This is a genomic window from Brevibacterium sp. R8603A2, assembly GCF_023072605.1.
GTDB lineage: Bacteria > Actinomycetota > Actinomycetes > Actinomycetales > Brevibacteriaceae > Brevibacterium > Brevibacterium pityocampae.
The window spans coordinates 50808-70372 of sequence record NZ_JALLGN010000002.1; the positions used below are offsets into that span (position 1 = coordinate 50808).

General features: G+C 72.1%; 19 protein-coding genes. 2 read left to right on the forward strand and 17 right to left on the reverse strand.

Annotation, left to right across the window (positions count from 1 at the left end; genetic code table 11):
• Nucleotides 1-13: 13 nt before the first annotated feature.
• Genes hisH through MTQ12_RS02585 form a run of 5 tightly spaced genes read right to left on the reverse strand, consistent with a single transcriptional unit; the run spans nucleotide 14 to nucleotide 3448 of the window.
• Nucleotides 14-625 (reverse strand): imidazole glycerol phosphate synthase subunit HisH, encoded by a 612-nt coding sequence (hisH, locus tag MTQ12_RS02565; RefSeq protein WP_247423726.1) that lies wholly within the window; start codon nucleotides 623-625, stop codon nucleotides 14-16.
• Nucleotides 622-1221, reverse strand: coding sequence for a hypothetical protein (locus MTQ12_RS02570; protein WP_247423729.1), 600 nt, complete (start codon nucleotides 1219-1221; stop codon nucleotides 622-624). The genes hisH and MTQ12_RS02570 overlap by 4 nt, the downstream gene beginning before the upstream one ends.
• Nucleotides 1218-1820 (reverse strand): imidazoleglycerol-phosphate dehydratase HisB, encoded by a 603-nt coding sequence (gene hisB / locus MTQ12_RS02575; protein ID WP_247423731.1) that lies wholly within the window; start codon nucleotides 1818-1820, stop codon nucleotides 1218-1220. The genes MTQ12_RS02570 and hisB overlap by 4 nt, the downstream gene beginning before the upstream one ends.
• Nucleotides 1817-3079 carry a histidinol-phosphate transaminase gene (locus tag MTQ12_RS02580; protein ID WP_247423733.1) on the reverse strand — a complete coding sequence of 421 codons (1263 nt, stop codon included), beginning with the start codon at nucleotides 3077-3079 and terminating at the stop codon, nucleotides 1817-1819. Before MTQ12_RS02580 ends, hisB begins: the two co-directional genes overlap by 4 nt.
• Nucleotides 3080-3088: 9 nt before the next feature.
• Nucleotides 3089-3448, reverse strand: a complete 360-nt coding sequence (locus tag MTQ12_RS02585; protein ID WP_137320072.1) for a LysM peptidoglycan-binding domain-containing protein — start codon at nucleotides 3446-3448, stop codon at nucleotides 3089-3091.
• 282 nt (nucleotides 3449-3730) lie between these two features.
• Between MTQ12_RS02585 and lexA the strand changes: the two genes are divergently transcribed.
• Nucleotides 3731-4483 (forward strand): transcriptional repressor LexA, encoded by a 753-nt coding sequence (gene lexA / locus MTQ12_RS02590; RefSeq protein WP_137320073.1) that lies wholly within the window; start codon nucleotides 3731-3733, stop codon nucleotides 4481-4483.
• A gap of 142 nt (nucleotides 4484-4625) precedes the next feature.
• On the opposite strand, the gene MTQ12_RS02595 is transcribed toward lexA, so the two are convergent.
• Entirely contained in the window at nucleotides 4626-6602 is a 1977-nt protein-coding gene (locus tag MTQ12_RS02595) for an ATP-dependent DNA helicase (protein WP_247423735.1), read from the reverse strand.
• Entirely contained in the window at nucleotides 6599-8050 is a 1452-nt protein-coding gene (gene hflX, locus MTQ12_RS02600; protein WP_137320513.1) for a GTPase HflX, read from the reverse strand. Before hflX ends, MTQ12_RS02595 begins: the two co-directional genes overlap by 4 nt.
• Before the next feature lie 206 nt (nucleotides 8051-8256).
• On the opposite strand from hflX, the gene MTQ12_RS02605 reads away from it, so the two are divergent.
• Entirely contained in the window at nucleotides 8257-8877 is a 621-nt protein-coding gene (locus MTQ12_RS02605; protein WP_247423737.1) for a methyltransferase, read from the forward strand.
• Between the two features lie 105 nt (nucleotides 8878-8982).
• On the opposite strand, the gene dapF is transcribed toward MTQ12_RS02605, so the two are convergent.
• The 10 genes from dapF to MTQ12_RS02655 form a co-directional block, all read right to left on the reverse strand.
• Nucleotides 8983-9909 (reverse strand): diaminopimelate epimerase, encoded by a 927-nt coding sequence (dapF, locus tag MTQ12_RS02610; RefSeq protein ID WP_247423739.1) that lies wholly within the window; start codon nucleotides 9907-9909, stop codon nucleotides 8983-8985.
• A 38-nt stretch (nucleotides 9910-9947) separates the two neighbouring features.
• On the reverse strand, nucleotides 9948-10853 hold the full coding sequence (miaA, locus tag MTQ12_RS02615) for a tRNA (adenosine(37)-N6)-dimethylallyltransferase MiaA (protein ID WP_247423985.1): 906 nt from the start codon (nucleotides 10851-10853) through the stop codon (nucleotides 9948-9950).
• A 117-nt stretch (nucleotides 10854-10970) separates the two neighbouring features.
• Nucleotides 10971-12470: a tRNA (N6-isopentenyl adenosine(37)-C2)-methylthiotransferase MiaB gene (gene miaB / locus MTQ12_RS02620; RefSeq protein WP_247423740.1), complete on the reverse strand. Its 1500-nt coding sequence runs from the start codon at nucleotides 12468-12470 to the stop codon at nucleotides 10971-10973.
• Nucleotides 12471-12633: 163 nt separating this feature from the next.
• The gene (locus MTQ12_RS02625) at nucleotides 12634-13365 is read right to left on the reverse strand and encodes a regulatory protein RecX (RefSeq protein ID WP_247423742.1); all 732 of its coding nucleotides are present in this window, start codon (nucleotides 13363-13365) and stop codon (nucleotides 12634-12636) included.
• Nucleotides 13352-14476 carry a recombinase RecA gene (recA, locus tag MTQ12_RS02630; RefSeq protein WP_137320079.1) on the reverse strand — a complete coding sequence of 375 codons (1125 nt, stop codon included), beginning with the start codon at nucleotides 14474-14476 and terminating at the stop codon, nucleotides 13352-13354. Before recA ends, MTQ12_RS02625 begins: the two co-directional genes overlap by 14 nt.
• A gap of 266 nt (nucleotides 14477-14742) precedes the next feature.
• The gene (locus MTQ12_RS02635) at nucleotides 14743-14970 is read right to left on the reverse strand and encodes a DUF3046 domain-containing protein (RefSeq protein ID WP_137320080.1); all 228 of its coding nucleotides are present in this window, start codon (nucleotides 14968-14970) and stop codon (nucleotides 14743-14745) included.
• Complete coding sequence (locus MTQ12_RS02640; RefSeq protein ID WP_137320081.1) at nucleotides 14971-15294, reverse strand: helix-turn-helix transcriptional regulator; 324 nt, start codon at nucleotides 15292-15294, stop codon at nucleotides 14971-14973.
• Between the two features lie 184 nt (nucleotides 15295-15478).
• Nucleotides 15479-16018: a CinA family protein gene (locus MTQ12_RS02645; RefSeq protein WP_247423744.1), complete on the reverse strand. Its 540-nt coding sequence runs from the start codon at nucleotides 16016-16018 to the stop codon at nucleotides 15479-15481.
• Entirely contained in the window at nucleotides 16015-16629 is a 615-nt protein-coding gene (pgsA, locus tag MTQ12_RS02650; RefSeq protein ID WP_247423746.1) for a CDP-diacylglycerol--glycerol-3-phosphate 3-phosphatidyltransferase, read from the reverse strand. The genes MTQ12_RS02645 and pgsA overlap by 4 nt, the downstream gene beginning before the upstream one ends.
• 12 nt (nucleotides 16630-16641) lie before the next feature.
• The gene (locus tag MTQ12_RS02655; RefSeq protein WP_247423748.1) at nucleotides 16642-19329 is read right to left on the reverse strand and encodes a DNA translocase FtsK; all 2688 of its coding nucleotides are present in this window, start codon (nucleotides 19327-19329) and stop codon (nucleotides 16642-16644) included.
• Nucleotides 19330-19565: the final 236 nt, after the last annotated feature.

A 19565-nucleotide genomic window follows, 5' to 3' on the forward strand; every position in this document is an offset into this window, starting at 1 on the left:
CCTTCATCGGTTCTCAGTCGAGGGCCTTCACCCAGTTGGCGAGCAGCTGCGCGCCGGCGTCCCCGGACTTCTCGGGGTGGAACTGCGTGGCCCAGGTGGACCCGTCCTCCACGGCTGCGACGAACGGCTCGCCGTGGACGGTCGTGGTGGTGCGCGCTCCTGCCGGCGCGGTGTGCGCGGCGTAGGAGTGCACGAAGTAGAAGCGCTCGTCGCCGATCCCGGCGAACATCGCGCTGTCGACCGGCGGGGCGACGGTGTCCCAGCCCATGTGCGGGATCACCGGGGCGTGGAGGCGGGTCACCTCGCCGGCCCACAGGCCGATGCCGGCGCTGGTGACCCCGTGCTCGGAGCCGGAGGCGAACAGCACCTGGAGGCCGACGCAGATCCCGAGGAGCGGTCGGCCGGCGGCGTGCCGCTCGCGGATGACGTCGACGGCACCGCCGGCACGCAGGCCGTCCATGACCGAGGCGAACGCCCCGACCCCGGGCACGACGAGGCCGGCGGCAGCGGCGGCGCGCTGCGGGTCGGAGGTGAGCTCGACGCGCGCACCGGTGCGCTCGAGCGCCCGCACGGCCGAGCGGATGTTCCCCGAGCCGTAGTCGAGGACCGCGACCGGGGCGCTCATGCGGTGCGTCCGGCGAGCAGGGAGCGGAGGCGGAGCGCGGCGAGGACGAGCACGACGAGGCCGAGTCCGGCGGCGACCCAGGCCGCGGTCATCCCGCTCAGCGCGGCGATGACGCCGACGACGATCGCGATCACGGCGAGGAGCGCGACGACGCCCCACAGGATCGCGGTGCGGGCGAGTGCCGCGCGGGCCGGGGTCATGGTCGCCGCGCTCGCCTGGAGCTTCGTCATCGAACCGGTGTCGATCCATCCGTCGATGTCCTGCGGGGAGAGGGTCTCGAGGAGGAGCTGCTCGAGCTCGGAAGGCAGGTTGGTGAGGGCGAGCCCGGCGGGGACGTCGGCCTCCCGGGTGCCGCGCCGGTAATGTGCAGCGTCGATCTGCTCGTCGTTGCGGACGAGGAGGAGCACCTCGTGCTGTCCGGTGAGCTTCGAGAGCTCTGCGGCCGCGGCGTTGCCCTCGGCGATGTCGGTGCCGGAGAGCACGAGCGCGGAGAAGTCTCCGATCGGCACGACTTCGCCGGGGATGTCGGAGAGCACGCACGCCGCGGCGAGCTGATCCGGCCGGCCGAAGGGGGTGACGATGACGGTGCGGCTCACAGTGCTCCCTTGGTGCTCGGGATCCCGGTGACGCGCGGGTCGGGCTCGACCGCGGCGCGCAGCGCCCGGGCGAAGGCCTTGAACTGGGCCTCGGCGATGTGGTGGGGGTCGCGGCCGGCGAGCAGCGAGAGGTGGACGGTGAAGCCGGCGTTGAATGCCAGCGACTCGAGCGCGTGGGCGACCATCGAGCCGGTGAAGTGACCGCCGATGAGGTGGTACTGCTGGCCCTCGGGCTCGCCGCTGTGCACGAAGTACGGGCGGCCGGAGACGTCGACGACGCACCGCGCGAGCGATTCGTCCAGCGGTACGAGCGCGTCGCCGTAGCGGCGGATCCCGGCCTTGTCGCCGAGCGCTTCGCGCAGGACCTGGCCGATGACGATCGCGGTGTCCTCGACGGTGTGGTGGACGTCGATCTGGACATCGCCCTCGGCCTTCACGTTGAGGTCGATGAGCGAGTGCTTCGACAGGGCGGTGAGCATGTGGTCGTAGAACGGCACTCCCGTGGAGATGTCCGAGGCACCGGTGCCGTCGAGGTCGACGCGCACGGTGACGTCGGATTCGCTCGTCGCACGGTGTGCCGAGGCCTGGCGTTCGGTCATGCGGGGTCCTGGTCCTTTGCTGTACGGGGGGCGGCGCCGGCGGGCGGGCCGGCGGGGATCTGAGTGGGGACGGCGAGGTGCTCCGGGGTGCTCTCGAGCACCCGGTGCACGGCATCGATGAAGGCGTCGGTCTCCTCGGCGGTGCCGGCGTTGACGCGCAGGTGACCGGGGATCCCGGTGTCGCGGACGAGGACGCCGGCGTCGAGGAGGTCCTGCCACAGGGCGTGGGGCTCGGCGATGCCGCCGAACAGGAGGAAGTTCGAGTCGCTCGGCACCACGGTGAAGCCGGCGTCGAGCAGGGCGGCGGCCATGCGCTCGCGCTGCTCGACGAGCGCGTCGACGGTGGCGAGCAGTGCGGGGGCGTGGGCGAGCGCGGCGCAGGCGGCGGCCTGTGTCAGCGCGGACAGGTGGTAGGGCAGCCGCACGAGGCGCAGCGCGTCGATCACGGCCGGGTGTGCGACGGCGTACCCGAGGCGCACGCCCGCGAAGGCGAAGGCCTTGCTCATCGTGCGCGACACGATGAGCCGGGGGTGGTCCGGGAGGAGCGTGAGCGCGGTGCGGAATCCGGGTCGCGCGAATTCGGCATAGGCCTCGTCGACGATGACGATGCCGGTGCTCGCGGCGAGCACGGCTTCGACGACGGCGAGGTCGAGACCGTTGCCGGTGGGGTTGTTCGGGGTGCAGAGGAACACGACGTCGGGCCGGTGCTCGCGCACGGCGGCCACCGCGGACTCGACGCTGATCCCGAAGTCCGCCTCGCGGTCGACGGCGATCCACACGGCGCCGGTCGACGCGGTGATGAGCGGATGCATCGAGTAGCTCGGGGTGAAGCCGAGCGCGGTGCGGCCCGGACCGCCGAAGGCCTGGAGGATGTGGGCAAGGACCTCGTTCGATCCGTTCGCCGCCCAGATCTGCGCCGGGTCGATGCGCCCGGTGCCGGTGTTCTCGGTGGCACTGCGCTCGGAGTCGGTGCGCTCGGGCGCGGCGGTTCCGGCGGCAGGGCCTCCCTGACGCTCGAGCACCCCGTCGAGGTAGTGGGCGAGCGCGGAGCGCAGGCGGTCGAACTCGCGGTCGGGGTAGCGGTTGAGGTCGTGGAGCACCGCGGAGAGCTCGTGCTCGAGCGCGCTCACGACCTCCGCGGGGACGGGATGGGAATTCTCGTTGACGTTGAGCCGGACGGGGACGTCGAGCTGCGGGGCGCCGTACGGGGACCGGCCGCGCAGGTCGTCCCGGAGCGGGAGATCATCGAGAGTCGTCACCGCAGAAGTCTATCGTCCGGGGACGGCGAGCTCCTGCCCGGGGTGGACCACCTGACGGTCGAGTCCGTTGACCTCGACGATGTCGAGGACGACGTCACGGGTGTCCTGGCCGCCGGAGACCGATTGTGCGATCGACCACAGCGAGTCGCCCTCCTCGACGACGACGGTGTCGAAGCCCGCACCGGCCGGGGCGCCGGCGGCGGACCCGGCGGAGGCCTGGGCCCCGGAACTCAGCGTGATGACGATCCCGATGACGAGCGCGCACAGGGCCAGACCGAGGGTGCGGGCCAGGCGCAGGGCGCGGCGACCGCGCGGGGTGAGCACGGTGGCGGCCGCGGGTGCGGGTGCGGGTGCGGTGTTTGCAGACATGGGGTGTCCTCCTCTTCATCGATCCCGAGGCCGGCCGGTGCGCCGAACTGATGATGCGCGGCGACTGCGGTCCGGGGATTCGAACTCATGTACTATTGAACACAACAATCGAACGGATGTCCACTATTTCTCGAACACGTGTGTGAAAATGGATTCGAACGACGTCGCGATCGGCTATGTTCGAAGTGTTGCACCGGGCACGGACACGGCCTCGCGGTCGGGACCGGAGCCCACGACGCTCCGGTCGTGCAGCACGGTGAGAGGAACGGGAAGGGAAGAGGAATGAGCCCCCAATCACGACGCCCCAGAGGACGCCCGCGCAATGACGCCGTCGTCGACGAGATCGAGGACTTCCGCGCCACCCAGGCCGATATCGTCGAGCTCCCCGAGGGCTCGGCCGCCGCCGGGGACCAGCGCCTCACCCCGCGCCAGCGGCTCGTCCTCGAGACGATCGAGTCGGCCGTGTACACCAACGGCTACCCGCCGAGCATGCGCGAGATCGGCAAGGCCGCCGGTCTGGCGTCGCTGTCGAGCGTCGCCCACCAGCTCTCCCAGCTCGAGCGCCTCGGCTACCTGCGCCGCGATCCCAAGCGCCCCCGTGCGATCGAGATCGTCAACCCGGCCGAGGAGGCCCCGCCGGCCGCCGAACCCGGTTCGGCGAACACGGCGATGGTGCCGGTGCTCGGGCGGATCGCCGCCGGCGGCCCGATCACCGCGGAGCAGGCGGTCGAGGACGTCTTCGCCCTGCCCACCCAGGTCGTCGGCTCCGGTGACCTCTTCCTCCTCCAGGTCGCCGGCGACTCGATGATCGACGCCGCGATCTGCGACGGCGACTGGGTGGTCGTACGGCGCCAGCAGTCGGCGGAGAACGGCGAGATCGTCGCGGCACTCCTCGACGACGAGGCCACGGTCAAGACGCTCAAGCGCAGCGGCGGCAAGCAGTGGCTGCTGCCGCAGAACCCGATTTACGACCCGATCGACGGCGACCACGCCACGATCATGGGCATCGTCACCGCGGTCATCCGGCGGGTCTGAGGTCTGCTGGACACCGACCGCACAGCGCGTCCGCAGCGTCACGAGGGCGGAGCACCGATCGGTGCTCCGCCCTCGTCGTGCCCGGCCGCGCCCCACCCAGACTTCGTCTGATCCCGCCCTCGTCGTACCCCGGCGGTCGGCCTCAGTCCTGCTCGGCGAGGCGGGAGAGGGCGGAGCGCACGGCCGCGCCGTCCTCGGTGCGCCACATCGGGGGCAGCGAATCGGCGAGGAAGCCTCCGTAACGCGCGGTGCGCAGCCGGGAGTCGAGCACGGCGACCACGCCGCGGTCGTCGGTGGTACGGATGAGCCGGCCGACCCCCTGCGCGAGCCGGAGCGCGGCGTGGGTGGCGCTGACCGTCATGAAGCCGTTGGCGCGGTTCCGCTCGGCGGCCTGCGTGCGCGCACGGGTGAGGGGGTCGTCGGGGCGCGGGAACGGGATCCGGTCGATGACGACGAGCCGGCATGTGCGGCCCGGCACGTCGACCCCCTGCCACAGCGACATCGTGCCGAACAGCGAGGTGTCGTCCTCCGCGGAGAATCGAGCGACGAGCGCGGCGAGCGACTCCTCCCCCTGGAGCAGCACCGGGGTGTCGAGCGTCTCGCGCAGGGCCGTCGCGGCCTGCTCGGCGGCGAAGCGGGAGGAGAACAGTCCGAGCGCACCGCCGCGTGAGGCGGTGACGAGCTCGCGCAGCTCGGCGATCATCTCCTCGTTGAGCCCGCTGCGCGCCGGTCGGGGCAGCCCGGAGGCGACGTAGAGGATCGCCTGCTTGGGATAGTCGAACGGGGAGCCGACGTCGATCGCGTCGTACCGGGGCGCCTCGGGACCGGCGAGGCCGAGCGAGGCGGCCACGGGCTCGAACCGGCCGCCGAGTGCCAGGGTCGCCGAGGTGGCGACGACGGTGGACTCGGCGAAGATCCCGTTGCGCATGGTGCCGGCGACGCTGAGCGGAGCGACGACGAGGGAGACGGTCTCCGTCTCCCGGAAGGTCGAGCGGGTGACCCAGGTGACGTCGTTGTCGGCGAGCTCGCTCATCCGCTCGGCGAGCTCGAACACCTCCTGGAGGCGGGCCCGGGCCATCTGCAGGCCGGCGTCGGCCTCCTTGGACTCGGTGCCGCGACCGGCCTCGGCGATGATCTGCCGGGCGGCGTCGCGGACGGCGATGACGGCGGTGGTGAGCGCTCCGGGCCAGACCTGGAGCAACCCCTCGGTGGTCGCCTGGAGCGCCTTGTCGAAGGCGGAGGCGGCGGTCTCGAGGAGCCCGATCACCCCGTCCTGCACGGCGGTGTTCTTCCGCGCGGCCTGCGCGGCGGCGTGGAGCATGGCGACGGTGAGCGAACCGGAGAGCGCGTTCGTCACCCGGTCGCGCAGCTCGTGGGCCTCGTCGATGACGACGGCGTCGTGCTCGGGCAGCACCGCGTGGTCCCCGAAGGCGTCGATCGCGAGCAGCGCATGGTTGGTGACGACGAGGTCGGCTGCGGCCGCGGCGATCTTCGCCCGCTCCGCGTAGCACTCCTCGAACACCGGGCACTTCGAGCCGAGGCAGTCGAAGGCGTTGACCGACACCTGGGCCCAGGCCCGGTCGGAGACACCGGGGACGAGGTCGTCGCGGTCCCCGGACTCGGTGATCCGCTCCCAGCTGCGCACCCGCTGGATCTCCTCGCCGAGCGCGGACGCGGACCCCGAGGCGGAGCCGCGCCCAGCGGCGTCGTCGGCCCCGAGGTCGAACAGCATGCCGAGCGCGTCATCGGGGTAGCCGCCGTCGAGCTTGTGCTTGCACACGTAGTTGCGGCGGCCCTTGAGGACCGCGGCGCGCGGCTTGCGCTCGAGGTCTCCGCCGAGCGCCTTGAGCAGGCGGGGCACGTCGCGGTTGACGATCTGGTTCTGCAGCGCCAGGGTCGCCGTCGATACCACGACCCGCTCGCCGGTGCGCACGGCGTGCTCGAGCGCGGGCACGAGGTAGGCCAGCGACTTCCCGGTCCCGGTGCCGGCCTGGACGAGGAGGTGGGTCTCCGAGCCGAGAGCGCCGGCGACGGCCTCGGCCATGGTCTGCTGCCCCTCCCGCGGGCTGCCGCCGAGCGCGGCGACGGCACTCGCGAGGAGGTCGGCGGTCGCGGTCACGCAGCCGGCCCGGAGAACATGTCCGGCTTGCGGTACTCCTCGAGCTCGCTGAGGAGGTCGGAGTCGACGCGCGCCTGCACTGCGGTGCCCTCCGCCAGGTGCTTCTCCTCGAGCACGGTGCCCTCGTCGTGGATGCGGGACACGAGGTCGCCGCGGTCGTAGGGCAGGAGGACGGTGAGCTCGTGCTCGGGCTCGGGCAGGAGCTCGGCGATGCGCGCCTCGAGCTCGGCGATCCCCGCCCCGGTCGCGGCGGACACCGCGAGCGCACCCGGGTGCGCACGGAGCAGCGCGGAGAGGGCGACCGGGTCGGCGATGTCGGCCTTGTTGAAGACGATGAGTTCGCCGATGTCGGCGGTGTCGACGTCGGCGAGGACATCGCGCACCGCCTGGATCTGGCTCGTCGGGTCCGGGTGGGAGGCGTCGACCACGTGGACGAGGAGGTCGGCGTAGGCGGCCTCCTCGAGGGTCGAGCGGAACGCCTCGACGAGCTGGTGGGGCAGGTTGCGGACGAAGCCCACGGTGTCGGTGTAGGTGAAGTCGCGGCCGTCGGCCGTCTGCGCCTGCCGCACCGTCGGGTCGAGGGTGGCGAACAGGACGTTCTGCACCATGACGCCGGCGGCGGTGAGCCGGTTGAGGAGGGAGGACTTGCCGGCGTTGGTGTAGCCGACGATCGCCGCGCTCGGCACGTGGTTGCGCGTCCGGTTGGCGCGCTTGGTCTCCCGCGAGGGCTCCATCGCCTTGATCTGCTTGCGGAGCTTGGCCATCCGGGTGCGGATGCGGCGCCGGTCGAGCTCGATCTTCGTCTCACCCGGACCACGCGAGCCGATGCCCTCACCGCCGGCCACCCGGCCGCCGGCCTGCCGGGACATCGACTCGCCCCAGCCGCGCAGCCGCGGCAGCAGGTACTCGAGCTGGGCGAGCTCGACCTGGGCCTTGCCCTCGCGGCTCTTGGCGTGCTGGGCGAAGATGTCGAGGATGAGCGCCACCCGGTCGATGACCTTGACCTTGACGACGTCCTCGAGCCCGCGCCGCTGGCCGGGGGCGAGCTCGGAGTCGACGACGACGGTGTCCGCGCCGACGGCGGCGACGATCTCCGCGAGCTCCTGGGCCTTGCCGCGCCCGAAGAACGTCCCCGGGTCCGGGGTGTCACGACGCTGGAGCAGGCCGTCGAGCACGGTCGAGCCGGCGGTCTCGGCGAGCGCGGCGAGCTCCCGCAGGGAGGTCTCCGCCTCGAGCGCGGTGCCGGAGGTGTAGAGCCCGGCGAGCACGACCTTCTCGAGGCGCAGCTGCCGGTACTCTACCTCGGTGACGTCCTCGAGCTCGGTCGACAGTCCGTCGACGCGGCGCAGGGCGCGCCGCTCGAGCACGTCGAGCTGGGTCTCGTCCTCGTGCGTGAGCTGCTCGTCGGTGAGCGCGGTGCCGGCGCGGGAGAGGACGCGGTCGATCATCGCGCGCCGCCGGTCCTCGCTGGTCGGGGCGGTGCTCGGGTCGTCGTGCGGGGTGCCGTTCGACGGCTGGTCGGTCGTCGGACGATCGACGGGGGAATCCGGGGTGGATCCGGTCACGGGCATCGACTTCTCTCGGTGGTGGTCGGTCTTCCATTCTCCCACAGGCGCGCCGGGCGGCGGCCGGTGCGCGGATTACCATGGGCGTGATGACTGAACACTATTTCTCCGCGAATCCTTCCGCGCCCGGGCCGCTCCGGACGATCACCGCCCCGCTCGCGGGCCGGGAGGTCGCGGTGACGACGGCCGGTGGCGTGTTCTCCCCCGGCCGACTCGACCTCGGCACGCACGTGCTGCTCAAGGCGCTGCCGGAGCCGCCGGCCGGGGAGCTGCTCGACCTCGGGTGCGGCTGGGGGCCGATCTCCCTGCAGGCCGGTCTCGAGGCGCGTCAAGCGGGGACCGCGGTGCGGATCTGGGCGCTCGACGTCAACGAGCGGGCCCTCGAGCTCACCGCCCGCAACGCCCGCGACCTCGGGTTGGATGCGATCCGGACCGTCACCGCCGCCGAGGTGCCCGCCGACATCGCGTTCGACGCGATCTGGTCAAACCCCCCGATCCGGGTGGGCAAGGAGGTCCTCCACGGGCTGCTGGAGACCTGGCTGCCGAGGCTCGCCCCGGGCGGGCAGGCGTGGCTCGTCGTGTCGAAGAACCTCGGCGCCGATTCGCTCCGGGTGTGGATCGCCGACATGCTCGGCGCGGGCTACACGGTGGCCAAGCACTCCTCGGCGAAGGGCTTCCGCGTCCTCGTCGTGACGCGCTCAGCCGACTGAGAGCCGGGGATCATACCTTCCGGAACCGTTGACCTCCGCTCGCCGGCACACGGCCCCGCGCACACACAGGCTGATAGGGCGAGGATCCGGGAGCTGCGCGGCCTGTCAGCGCGCGGCGAGGGCTGCGGCGAACTCCGCGGTCGGCACCACGTCGCCGATGAGCACGGCAGGACCGGACAGGGCGACCGAGCTCTCGCTGATCTCGACCTCGACGGTGCCGCCGGGCAGAGCGATCGTCCAGGTCGTCGGGCCGTTCGATCCGGCCCAGAAGCGGGCGGCGAGCGCAGCCGCGCAGGCCCCGGTGCCGCACGACTGCGTCTCCCCCACCCCGCGCTCGTGGACGCGCATCGCGAGCCGGCCGGTCGACGGATCGCCGTCGTGGTCGGGCTCGATGACGATGTACTCGACGTTGGTGCCGTGCACGGGCAGCGGGTCGACCGCCGGGAGCCGGGTGAGGTCGGCGGCGGCGAGCTCCTCGGCCCCGGCGAGCGCGACGACGGTATGGGGGTTGCCCATGTCGACGCTGATCGCCGGACGGGGGACGTCGATGCCGGCGGTGTCGACGAGTGAGTCGGCACCCTCGGTGATCGGGCGCGGGAACTCCCAGCGGCCCATGTCGACGCGGTACCAGGCCTCCTGCGCGCCGGTGGGGTCCGGGACCCGGGTGACGTGCTTGACACCGGCCCGGGTGCCCACGGCGAGCGGTCCAGCGGCGAGGTCGACGAGGCCGTGCTCGACGAGGTGGTGGGCGAAGACGCGCACGCCGTTGCCGCACATCTCCGCGATCGAGCCGTCGGCGTTGCGGTAGTCCATGAACCATTCGGCGCCGACCGTGTGGGCGTCCACGGCTTCGGGGATCCCGGCCGCTGCCGAACGGACCACCCGGATGAGACCGTCGCCGCCCACGCCGCGCCGACGATCGCACAGCAGGGCGACCGCTTCGGGAGAGAGGTCGGCGGCGCCGTCGAGATCGGCGAGGAGGACGAAGTCGTTGGCGGTGCCGTGGCCCCGGGTGAGTGCGTACGTAGTCACTCGGCCAGTCTACTGCTCCGCTCTGCTGCCGCCCCGATCTACCGCTGCGCGCCGCCGTCCGCCCCGAGGATCTCGAGAGCGCGATCGACGGCCGAGGCGCCCGCGGGCAGCCAGCGGATCCGGGGGTCGCGCCGGAACCACGTGTCCTGCCGCTTGGCGAACTGGCGGGTGCGCACGATCGTCGATTCGCGGGCGGCGGGCTCGGCGAGGCGGCCGGCGAGCAGGTCGACGATCTGGGCGTAGCCGATCGCCTGCCGGGCGGTGGTGCCGGTGAGCAGGCCGCGCGGCAGCAGGGCGCGCACCTCGTCGACCCAGCCGGCCTCCCACATGCGCCCGACGCGGGCTGCGATCCGCTCGTGCAGGGTCGCCCGGTCGAGGGCGAGCCCCACCTGCACGGTGGGCAGGGCGTACTCGTAGCGCGGCAGCTGGGCGCTGAAGGGCTCGCCGGTGATCTCGAGCACTTCGAGGGCGCGCACCACTCGCCGGGTGTCGGCCGGGGCGATGGTCTGCGCCGCCTCCGGGTCGAGCCCGGTGAGCCGCCGGTGGAGGACCGTGCTGCCGTGCTCGTGCGCCTCGGCCTCGAGCCGGGCCCGGACCTGCGGGTCGGTGCCGGGGAACGCCATCCGATCCGTCGCGGCGCGCACGTAGAGGCCGGAGCCGCCGACGAGGATCGGCACGTGCCCGCGGCCGCGGATCGCGGTGATGAGGGCGCGAGCCTCGCGCTGGAAGGTCGCGACAGAGGCGTCCTCGTCGACGTCGAGGATGTCGAGGAGGTGGTGGGCGATGCCGCCGCGCTCACCGGGCGTGAGCTTCGCGGTGCCGATGTCCATGCCGCGGTAGAACTGCATCGCATCGGCGTTGATGATCTCCCCGCCGAGGCGCTGGGCGAGGGCGATCGCGAGCTCGGACTTGCCGGTCGCGGTCGCGCCGACGACGTTGATCACGGGATGGTCGGAGGCGTCCGGGCGGTCGGGCCCGTCCGGGTGCGCGGGATCGACCGGGTCTTCGGGGCCGTGAGATGCTCCGGGGCCGTCGGGGTGTGCGGCGCGGGCCGGCACGGATCAGCTCCGGGGGCGCAGGGTGGGCATGCCGAGCACGGTGGGCCCGCCGGGTGCGCCGCCGCCGGTGCCGCAGGAGTCGGCCTGTGCGCGGTCCCAGGCGTCGCCGGAGGCGGTGGGCCGCACGAGGGCCGGACCGTCGGCGATGAGGAAGAACGGCCGGGCCTCGCTCACCTCGGCGCTGAGGACGTCGCCGGGACGCACGGTGGGCAGCGGGCCGGTGGGGCCGACGTGGACGAGCCGGTTGTCGGCGGCACGGCCGGTGTACCGGTGGTGCTCGCTGTCGGGAAGGGAGGTGACAAGCACCTCGACCCGGCGGCCCACCTGGGCGCGGTTCTCCTCCCAGGAGATCTCGTCCTGGAGGGCGACGAGTCGCTCGAAGCGCTCCTGCACGACCTCCTTGGGGAGCTGGTCGGGCATGTCCGCCGCCGGCGTGCCGGGACGCTTGGAGTACTGGAAGGTGAAGGCCTGGGCGAAGCGGGACCGGCGGACGATGTCGAGGGTGCCCTGGAAGTCCTCCTCGGTCTCCCCCGGGAAGCCGACGATGATGTCGGTGGTGATCGCGGCGTGCGGGATGCGCTCGCGCACCTTCTCGAGGATGCCGAGGAACCGCGAGGTGCGGTAGGAGCGGCGCATCGCCTTGAGGATCCGGTCCGAGCCGGACTGGAGCGGCATGTGGAGCTGCGGCATCACCGTGGGAGTCTCCGCCATCGCGTCGATGACGTCGTCGGAGAACGCCGCCGGGTGGGGGCTGGTGAAGCGCACCCGCTCGATCCCCTCGACCGCGCCGACGGCGCGGAGCAGCTTGGCGAAGGCGCCGCGGTCGCGGAACTCCGCCCCGTAGGAGTTGACGTTCTGGCCGAGCAGGGTGACCTCGATGACGCCGTCGGCGGCGAGTGCCTGGACCTCGGCGAGGATGTCGCCGGGCCGGCGGTCCTTCTCCCTGCCGCGCAGCGCGGGCACGATGCAGAAGGTGCACGTGTTGTTGCAGCCGACGGAGATCGACACCCAGCCGGAATGGTGCGACTCCCGCCGGGTGGGCAGGGTCGAGGGGAACACGTCGAGGCTCTCGAGGATCTCGACCTGCGCCTCCTCGTTGTGGCGGGCGCGGTCGAGGAGCGCAGGCAGCGAGCCCATGTTGTGGGTGCCGAACACGACGTCGACCCACGGGGCCCGCTCGACGATCGCGGCGCGATCCTTCTGGGCCATGCAGCCGCCGACGGCGATCTGCATGCCCGGGCGCTCCTTCTTGACCTGGGCGAGGCGTCCGAGGTTGCCGTAGAGGCGGTTGTCCGCGTTCTCACGGACGGCGCAGGTGTTGAACACGACGATGTCGGCGGTCTCGCCGGTGTCGGCCGGCCGGTAGCCTGCGTCGTCGAGGAGGCCCGAGAGCCGTTCGGAGTCGTGGACGTTCATCTGGCACCCGTAGGTCGTCACCGCGTAGGTGCGGGCATCTGCGGGGGCCTCGGTCAGCGGCAGCGGGGGTGCGGTGGTGTCAGTCATCAGGGCTCCAGTGTACCGAGGCCTCCCGTGCTGCCCCGAAGGCTCCATGGCCGTCGACTCCGGGAACGCCGGGTCGGGAGAGTCGAAGACAGGGGGACGTCACGGACAGAGGAACGTCGCGAGCCAGGGTGCGTCGCGGGAATCGAACGCGCCCTCGGAATGCTCAGGCGTCCTCGAGAGCACGGCGGGCTGCGGCCATGCACACGGATTGGGGGAAGCCGCGCCGGGCAAGCATGCCGAGCGTGCGGCGCAGTCGTGTGTCGTGGGGCAGGTTCGCGGTGCTCCGCGCCTTCTTCAGCGCGACCTCGTAGGCGAGGTCGTACTCGTCGTCGAGGTCCTCGAGCGCGTGCTCGCTGACGGATTCAGGGATCCCCTTCTTCGTGAGCTCCTGGCGGAGGGCCCGTACGGAGAGCGCGCGGGATTCCCGGCGGGCGCGCACGAAGCCGGCGGCGAACTGCTCGTCGTCGAGCAGCCCGGAGGCGGTGAGCCGGTCGAGCAGGGTGTCGACGACGTCCTCGGGGTGCTCCTTGCGCAGGAGCTTCGACCGGAGCTCCTCGGTCGCATGGTCGCGGGCGGCGAGCATGTTGAGCGCCCGCTTCTTCGCGCGCTTGTACTCCGGGTCGTCCGGGCTCACCCCGCCGGCGAGTGCCGCGGACTCGTCCTCGGCATCGGATGCCGCAGGTGCTGCAGGCACCGGGGCGGGCTCGGCACCCCGCCACACCCCGGCGAGCCCGCCGGGCAGCGGTGCGCCACCGTCAGGTGACCCGGCGGCACCGGAATCGCCGGTCGCCCCGCTGCTCGAGCGGGCCATGACCTCGTCGATGGCCTGCCGGGCCGCCGCGAGGACCGCCTCCGCGGAACGGTCCTCGCGGCGGTGCGCGTCAGAAGTCGACATTGCTCTTCTCCGGCGCGGCCGCCGGGTCGTCGGCCGGTGCCGGTGCCGGTGCTGCGGCATCCTCGGCGGGCGCGTCCGGGAGTTCGGCGATGAGGCCGAGCTTGTGCTTGATCTTGAGCTCGATCTCCTCGGCCAGGCCCGGGTTGTCGCGGAGGAAGTTCCTGACGTTCTCCTTGCCCTGCCCCAGCTGGTCCCCGTCGTAGGTGAACCAGGAGCCGGACTTGCGGACGATGCCGTTGTCCACGCCCATGTCGATGAGGCTGCCCTCGCGGGAGATCCCCTGGCCGTAGATGATGTCGAACTCCGCCTGCTTGAAGGGCGGGGCGATCTTGTTCTTCACGACCTTGACGCGGGTGCGGTTGCCGACGGCCTCGCCGGCCTCCTTGAGCGTCTCGATGCGGCGCACGTCGAGGCGCACCGAGGCGTAGAACTTCAGCGCCTTGCCACCGGAGGTGGTCTCCGGGGAGCCGAAGAACACGCCGACCTTCTCGCGGAGCTGGTTGATGAAGATCGCGGTGGTCTTCGAGTGGGCGAGCGCACCGGTGATCTTGCGCAGCGCCTGGGACATGAGGCGGGCCTGGAGGCCGACGTGGGAGTCGCCCATCTCGCCCTCGATCTCCGCCTTGGGGACGAGCGCGGCGACGGAGTCGATGACGATGACGTCGAGCGCTCCGGAGCGGATGAGCATGTCCGCGATCTCCAGCGCCTGCTCACCGGTGTCCGGCTGCGAGACGAGCAGCTGGTCGGTGTCGACGCCGAGCTTCTTCGCGTACTCCGGGTCGAGCGCGTGCTCGGCGTCGATGAAGCCGGCGATGCCGCCGGCGCGCTGGGCGCTCGCCACGGCGTGGAGCGCCACGGTCGTCTTGCCCGAGGACTCCGGGCCGTAGATCTCGACGACGCGGCCGCGCGGGAGCCCGCCGATGCCGAGCGCGATGTCGAGGGCGATCGAGCCGGTCGGGATGTACTCGATCGGGGCGCGGGTCTCGTCGCCCAGGCGCATCACTGCGCCCTTGCCGTACTGGCGGTCGATCTGGCCGAGCGCGGCCTCGAGCGCCTTGGACTTGTTGTCCGCCGAGCCGGCCTGCGGTGAGCGGGGGGTGCGTGCTGCCATGGGTTCCTCCTTGGGTGGGTCCGTCTGCCAGCACTCTAGAACGCGGCACGGACACGGGTCCGGATCAGCGGCCCGGCTGTGGATGAGAACGGTGGTGCGCACGTCCCCGGGTCACAGCCGAACCCGTCATGGGACCCATCCTAACCCGGAATGGGAACACCTGTTCGATATGTCCGGGCGTGTCGTGGCGATGCTGTGACCCGCGGACGGCGGGCCGTCGTCACCCGTCCCCAGGCACACGGCACCGGCAACGGGCGCACGCCGCCTCAGAAGGGTGCTGCGCGCGGGGTGTCGCGGCCGAGCCGCCGCTCCGGGGGCACCCCGGTGGCCTCGCAGATCGCGGTCCAGATGTCGCGCGGCTCGATTCCGGCGTCGAAGGCCTCGGCCGCGGTGCGTGAGCCCAGCGTGGACAGGGCGAGGTCGGTGTGGAGGGATTCCGCGCGGACCTGTCCGAACTCCTCGTTCATCAACGTCCAGTAGAGCGTGTGACGCATTCAGGCGGGCCCGGCCAGGGCATCGGCCGGTTCGCCCTGGAGCACGCGCCGGGACATCTCCACCGGGACGGTGTCCGGGATCTCCACGCCCTCGCTGATCGCGAACCGGTCGCTGACCTCGCGGAGCAGGGAGGACACGGGCAGATCGAGGGCCTCGCAGATCGCGGACAGGAGCTCCGAGGAGGCCTCCTTCTGGCCGCGCTCGATCTCGCTGAGGTAGCCGAGCGACACGCTCGCGCCGGTGGAGACGTCGCGCAGAGTGCGGTTCTGGCGCCGGCGGGCGGCACGCAGGGAGTCGCCGATCTCGGTGCGCAGCAGCGTCATGACGATCCTCCCGGTAGCAGCGGACGGTGGGTGCGGTCTCGGTTCAGAACTCTATCCATGTGAAGGATGCAACCGCCGACGCCACCGATTTGTTCCCTGTAGCCTACCCGCACCGCACCCGGCCGCTCCATCCCGCACCGGCCTGCGCAGGCGATTGACAGCGAACTGTGACGCTGCCGGAGGGCTACTGTCGAACCGGGCGACGCCCGGCCCCGGGACCCGGGGCGCCGCGGCTGCGCAGGTGCTCCGCGAGGAGCGCGATCCCCGCGGCCGTCGTCGCGGCGCGGATCGCCGCCCGGTCGCCGGAGAAGCGGTGCGCCGCGTGCTCGGTGCCGTCGGCATGGGCGAGTGCGAGGTGGACGAGGCCCACCGGCTTCCCGTCCTGCGGGTCCGGGCCGGCCACTCCGGTGCACGCGAGTCCGAGGTCGGCGCCGCACACCCGGGCCGCGCCCTGGGCCATCTGCTTCGCGACCTCGGCGTCGACCGGACCGACCCGGTCGAGCAGCGCGGGGTCGACCCCGGCGAGACGCGCCTTGAGGTCGGTGGCGTAGGTGATCAGACCGCCCCGCACCGCGGCCGAGGCGCCGGGCACCGTGACGAGGGTCGCGGCGATGAGGCCGGCGGTGAGGGACTCCGCGGTCGCGAGGGTGAGCCCGCGCTCGACGAGGCCGGTCACGACCTCGGCGACAGCGGGGCCCGGGTCCGGGTCCGGCGAGCCGCTCATGCGCGGGCGCGGGGCTCGCGCGGCTCCCGCAGCAGCCGGGCGATCCGGATGCAGTAGTCGATCCCGGTGACGAGCGTGACGATGACGGCGGCGGTCATGACGACCCAGGCGATGACGATGACGGCGATCGTCACGCCGTCGGGGACGACTGCGGCCAGCGGCAGGAGCACGATGAAGAGGCCGATCGCGATCGTCTGCAGGAGCGTCTTGAGCTTGCCGCCCTTCGAGGCCGGCAGCACTACTCTGCGCACGATGAGCAGCCGGAGCACGGTGATCCCGAACTCGCGGACGAGGATGACGATCGGGATCCACCACGGCAGCGCACCGATGAGGGCGAGGCCGATGAGGGCCGCGGCCATGAGGGACTTGTCGGCGATCGGATCGGCGATCTTGCCGAAGTCGGTGATGAGGTCCCAGCGCCGCGCGAGGTCCCCGTCGATCTTGTCGGTGAGCATCGCCAGACCGAACACGACGAACGCGCCGAGGCGCCACATCGGGTCGAGGCCGTCGTAGCCGAGCAGCAGGAACAGGAACAGCGGGACGAGCAGGATGCGCAGCACGGTGAGCGCATTCGGCAGGTTCCACGGACTCGGCTGCGGCTTCTCGGTCATCACCGCTCCAGCCTACCTGCCGGTGAGATCCCAGGCGTCCTCGCCGCCGGCCTCGACGACCTCGAGCCCGGTGTCCGGATCGATGTCCCCGACGGTCGGCACGACGTCGGTGGGCTCGGCGTCCGGGTCGGTCCCGTACGCCGCGCCCGCCGCTCCGGCGGCACCGGCTCCCGCTCCGGCGGCACCGGCCGCACCCCCGCTGGCGGGCGCGGCCTCTCCCGCCGGCGGTTCCTCGCCGCGGATCACCGCGAGCGTGCCCGGCAGGTCCTCGGGGGTGACGAGGACGTCGCGGGCCTTCGACCCCTCCGAGGGGCCGACGATGCCGCGGGACTCCATGAGGTCCATGAGGCGCCCGGCCTTGGCGAAGCCCACCCGGAGCTTGCGCTGGAGCATCGAGGTGGAGCCGAACTGGGTGGTGACGACGAGCTCGGTGGCCTGGAGCAGGAGGTCGAGGTCGTCGCCGATCTCCTCGTCGATCTGCTTCGCCGGCTTCTCCACCGCGACGTCCTCGCGGTAGACCGGCGTGAGCTGGCCCTTGACGTGGGAGACGACCTTCTCGATCTCGCTCTCGTTGATCCACGCACCCTGCACGCGCATCGGCTTCGCCGCGCCCATCGGGAGGAACAGGGCGTCGCCCTGGCCGATGAGCTTCTCCGCGCCCGGCTGGTCGAGCACGACGCGGGAGTCCGCGAGCGAGGAGGTGGCGAAGGCGAGCCGCGAGGGCACGTTGGCCTTGATGAGGCCGGTGACGACGTCGACGCTCGGGCGCTGGGTGGCGAGCACGAGGTGGATGCCGGCGGCACGGGCGAGCTGCGTGATCCGCTGGATCGAGGCCTCGACGTCGCGCGGGGCGACCATCATGAGGTCGGCGAGCTCGTCGACGACGACGAGGAGGTACGGGTACGGCTGGAGCACCCGCTGGGAGCCGGGCGGCACCTGCACACGGCCCTCGCGGACGGCCTTGTTGAACTCCTTGACGTGCTTGAACCCGAACTGCGCGAGGTCGTCGTAGCGTGCGTCCATCTCGCGGACGACCCATTCGAGCGCCTCGGCGGCCTTCTTGGGGTTGGTGATGATCGGGGTGATGAGGTGCGGGATGCCCTCGTAGATCGTGAGCTCGACGCGCTTGGGGTCGACGAGGATGAGGCGCACCTCGTCCGGGGTCGCGCGCATCATGATCGAGGTGATCATCGAGTTGATGAAGCTCGACTTGCCGGAGCCGGTCGCGCCGGCGACGAGCAGGTGGGGCATCTTCGACAGGTCGGCGACGACGAAGCCGCCCTCGACGTCCTTGCCGACGCCGACGACCATCGGGTGGTCGGTCTTCCGCGCGGCCTGCGAGCGCAGCACGTCGCCGAGCGCGACGGTCTCGCGGTCCGCGTTGGGGATCTCGATGCCGATCGCCTTCTTGCCCGGGATCGGGGACAGGATGCGCACGTCGGCGCTCGCCACCGCGTACGCGATGTTCTTGCTCAGCGCAGTGACCTTCTCCACCTTGGTGCCGGAGCCGAGCTCGACCTCGTAGCGGGTGACCGTCGGGCCGCGGGAGAACCCGGTGACCTCGGCGTCGATGTTGAACTGCTCGAGCACGTCGCGCAGCGCCTCGACGACCCGGTCGTTGGCCTCGGAGCGCTCCTTCGCCGGGGGCCCGGCGAGCAGATGATCGGAGCTCGGGAGGGTGTAGGTGATGTCACCGGCCAGCGTGAGCTGCTCGACGCGCTGCGGGAGCTCGCCGGTGGCCTGCGGAGCCGGGGTGGACACGGCGGGGACGGTGGCCTCGGGGTCGGGCTCGCGGTCGATGACGCGGGTCGCCTCGTCCTCCATCCCGAGGTCGGCCTTGAGCTTGGCCGTCTCCTTCTCCGCCCGGGTGGGGCGGCGCTGACCGGGGCGGACCCGCGGTTCGGCGTCGACGTCGTAGAGCTCCGGCTCCGGGGACGGGGCGGCGGGAGCGTCGGGGTCGACCTCCGCGTCGTGGATGTAGGCCTTGTCGTAGGCCTTCTCCTCCTCCTTCTCGTACTGCGGGGCGGAGTCGTCCTTCTTCTTCCGGGAGCGGCGCTTGGCGCCCATCACCGGCTTGAGTGTGCTCGTCGTGCGGTTGTCGCGCACGAGGTCGGTGTCGTCGGCTCCGGCGGCCTCGCGGGGCGCGGCCTCCCCGCCGACGAGCAGGGTGTAGAGGCCGTGGAGACGCTGCGGGATCGTGTTGACCGGGGTGGCCGTGATGACGAGGAGCGAGAACAGTCCGAGGAGCACGAGGAGCGGGACGGCGACGTACACCGTGGTCGCGGCGACGAGCGGGGAGGACACGATGAAGCCGAGCGCCCCTCCCCCGTTGATCATCGCCTCGCGCGAGTTCGCGAAGCCGGGGCTGCCCGCCGCGATGTGGGCGAGCCCGGCGGCGGCGAGCACGAAGGCGATGAGACCGATGAGGATCCGGTTGTTGCCGCGGGTGTCCTCGCCGCGCAGGAACAGGCGCACGGCGTAGCCGAGGAGCAGCACGGGCAGGGAGAGCGCGACGCGCCCCAGGGAGCCCTCGATGACGGCGCGCACGCCGTTGCCGAATGCGCCGGGGATGTTCCACCACTCGAAGGCGGCGACGACGATCGCGAGCCCGACGAGGAAGAAGGCGGTGCCGTCGCGTCGGGTCGGGCTCTGCTCATCGGGGGTCTCGGTGAGCACCTTGCGGGTCCTGTTGCCTGCCATGCGGGCCACTCCCATCCATGCACCTGTCACCACGTTCGGGTCGGTCTCGTGTGCCCCCGCACGTCCGGTGGGTGCGGTCGACGCGCTGCGTCGACGCCTGGTGCCGGTACCAGCAGCGGGGGAAGTCGTACTGGTCGCCATGATCCCCATAGTACGGGGAAGCGGGTCCGGGAACCGGGATTCGCGCACCCTGTGTCCTCCCCGCGAACGCCGCGGGGGAACCCACCGATCGGTGG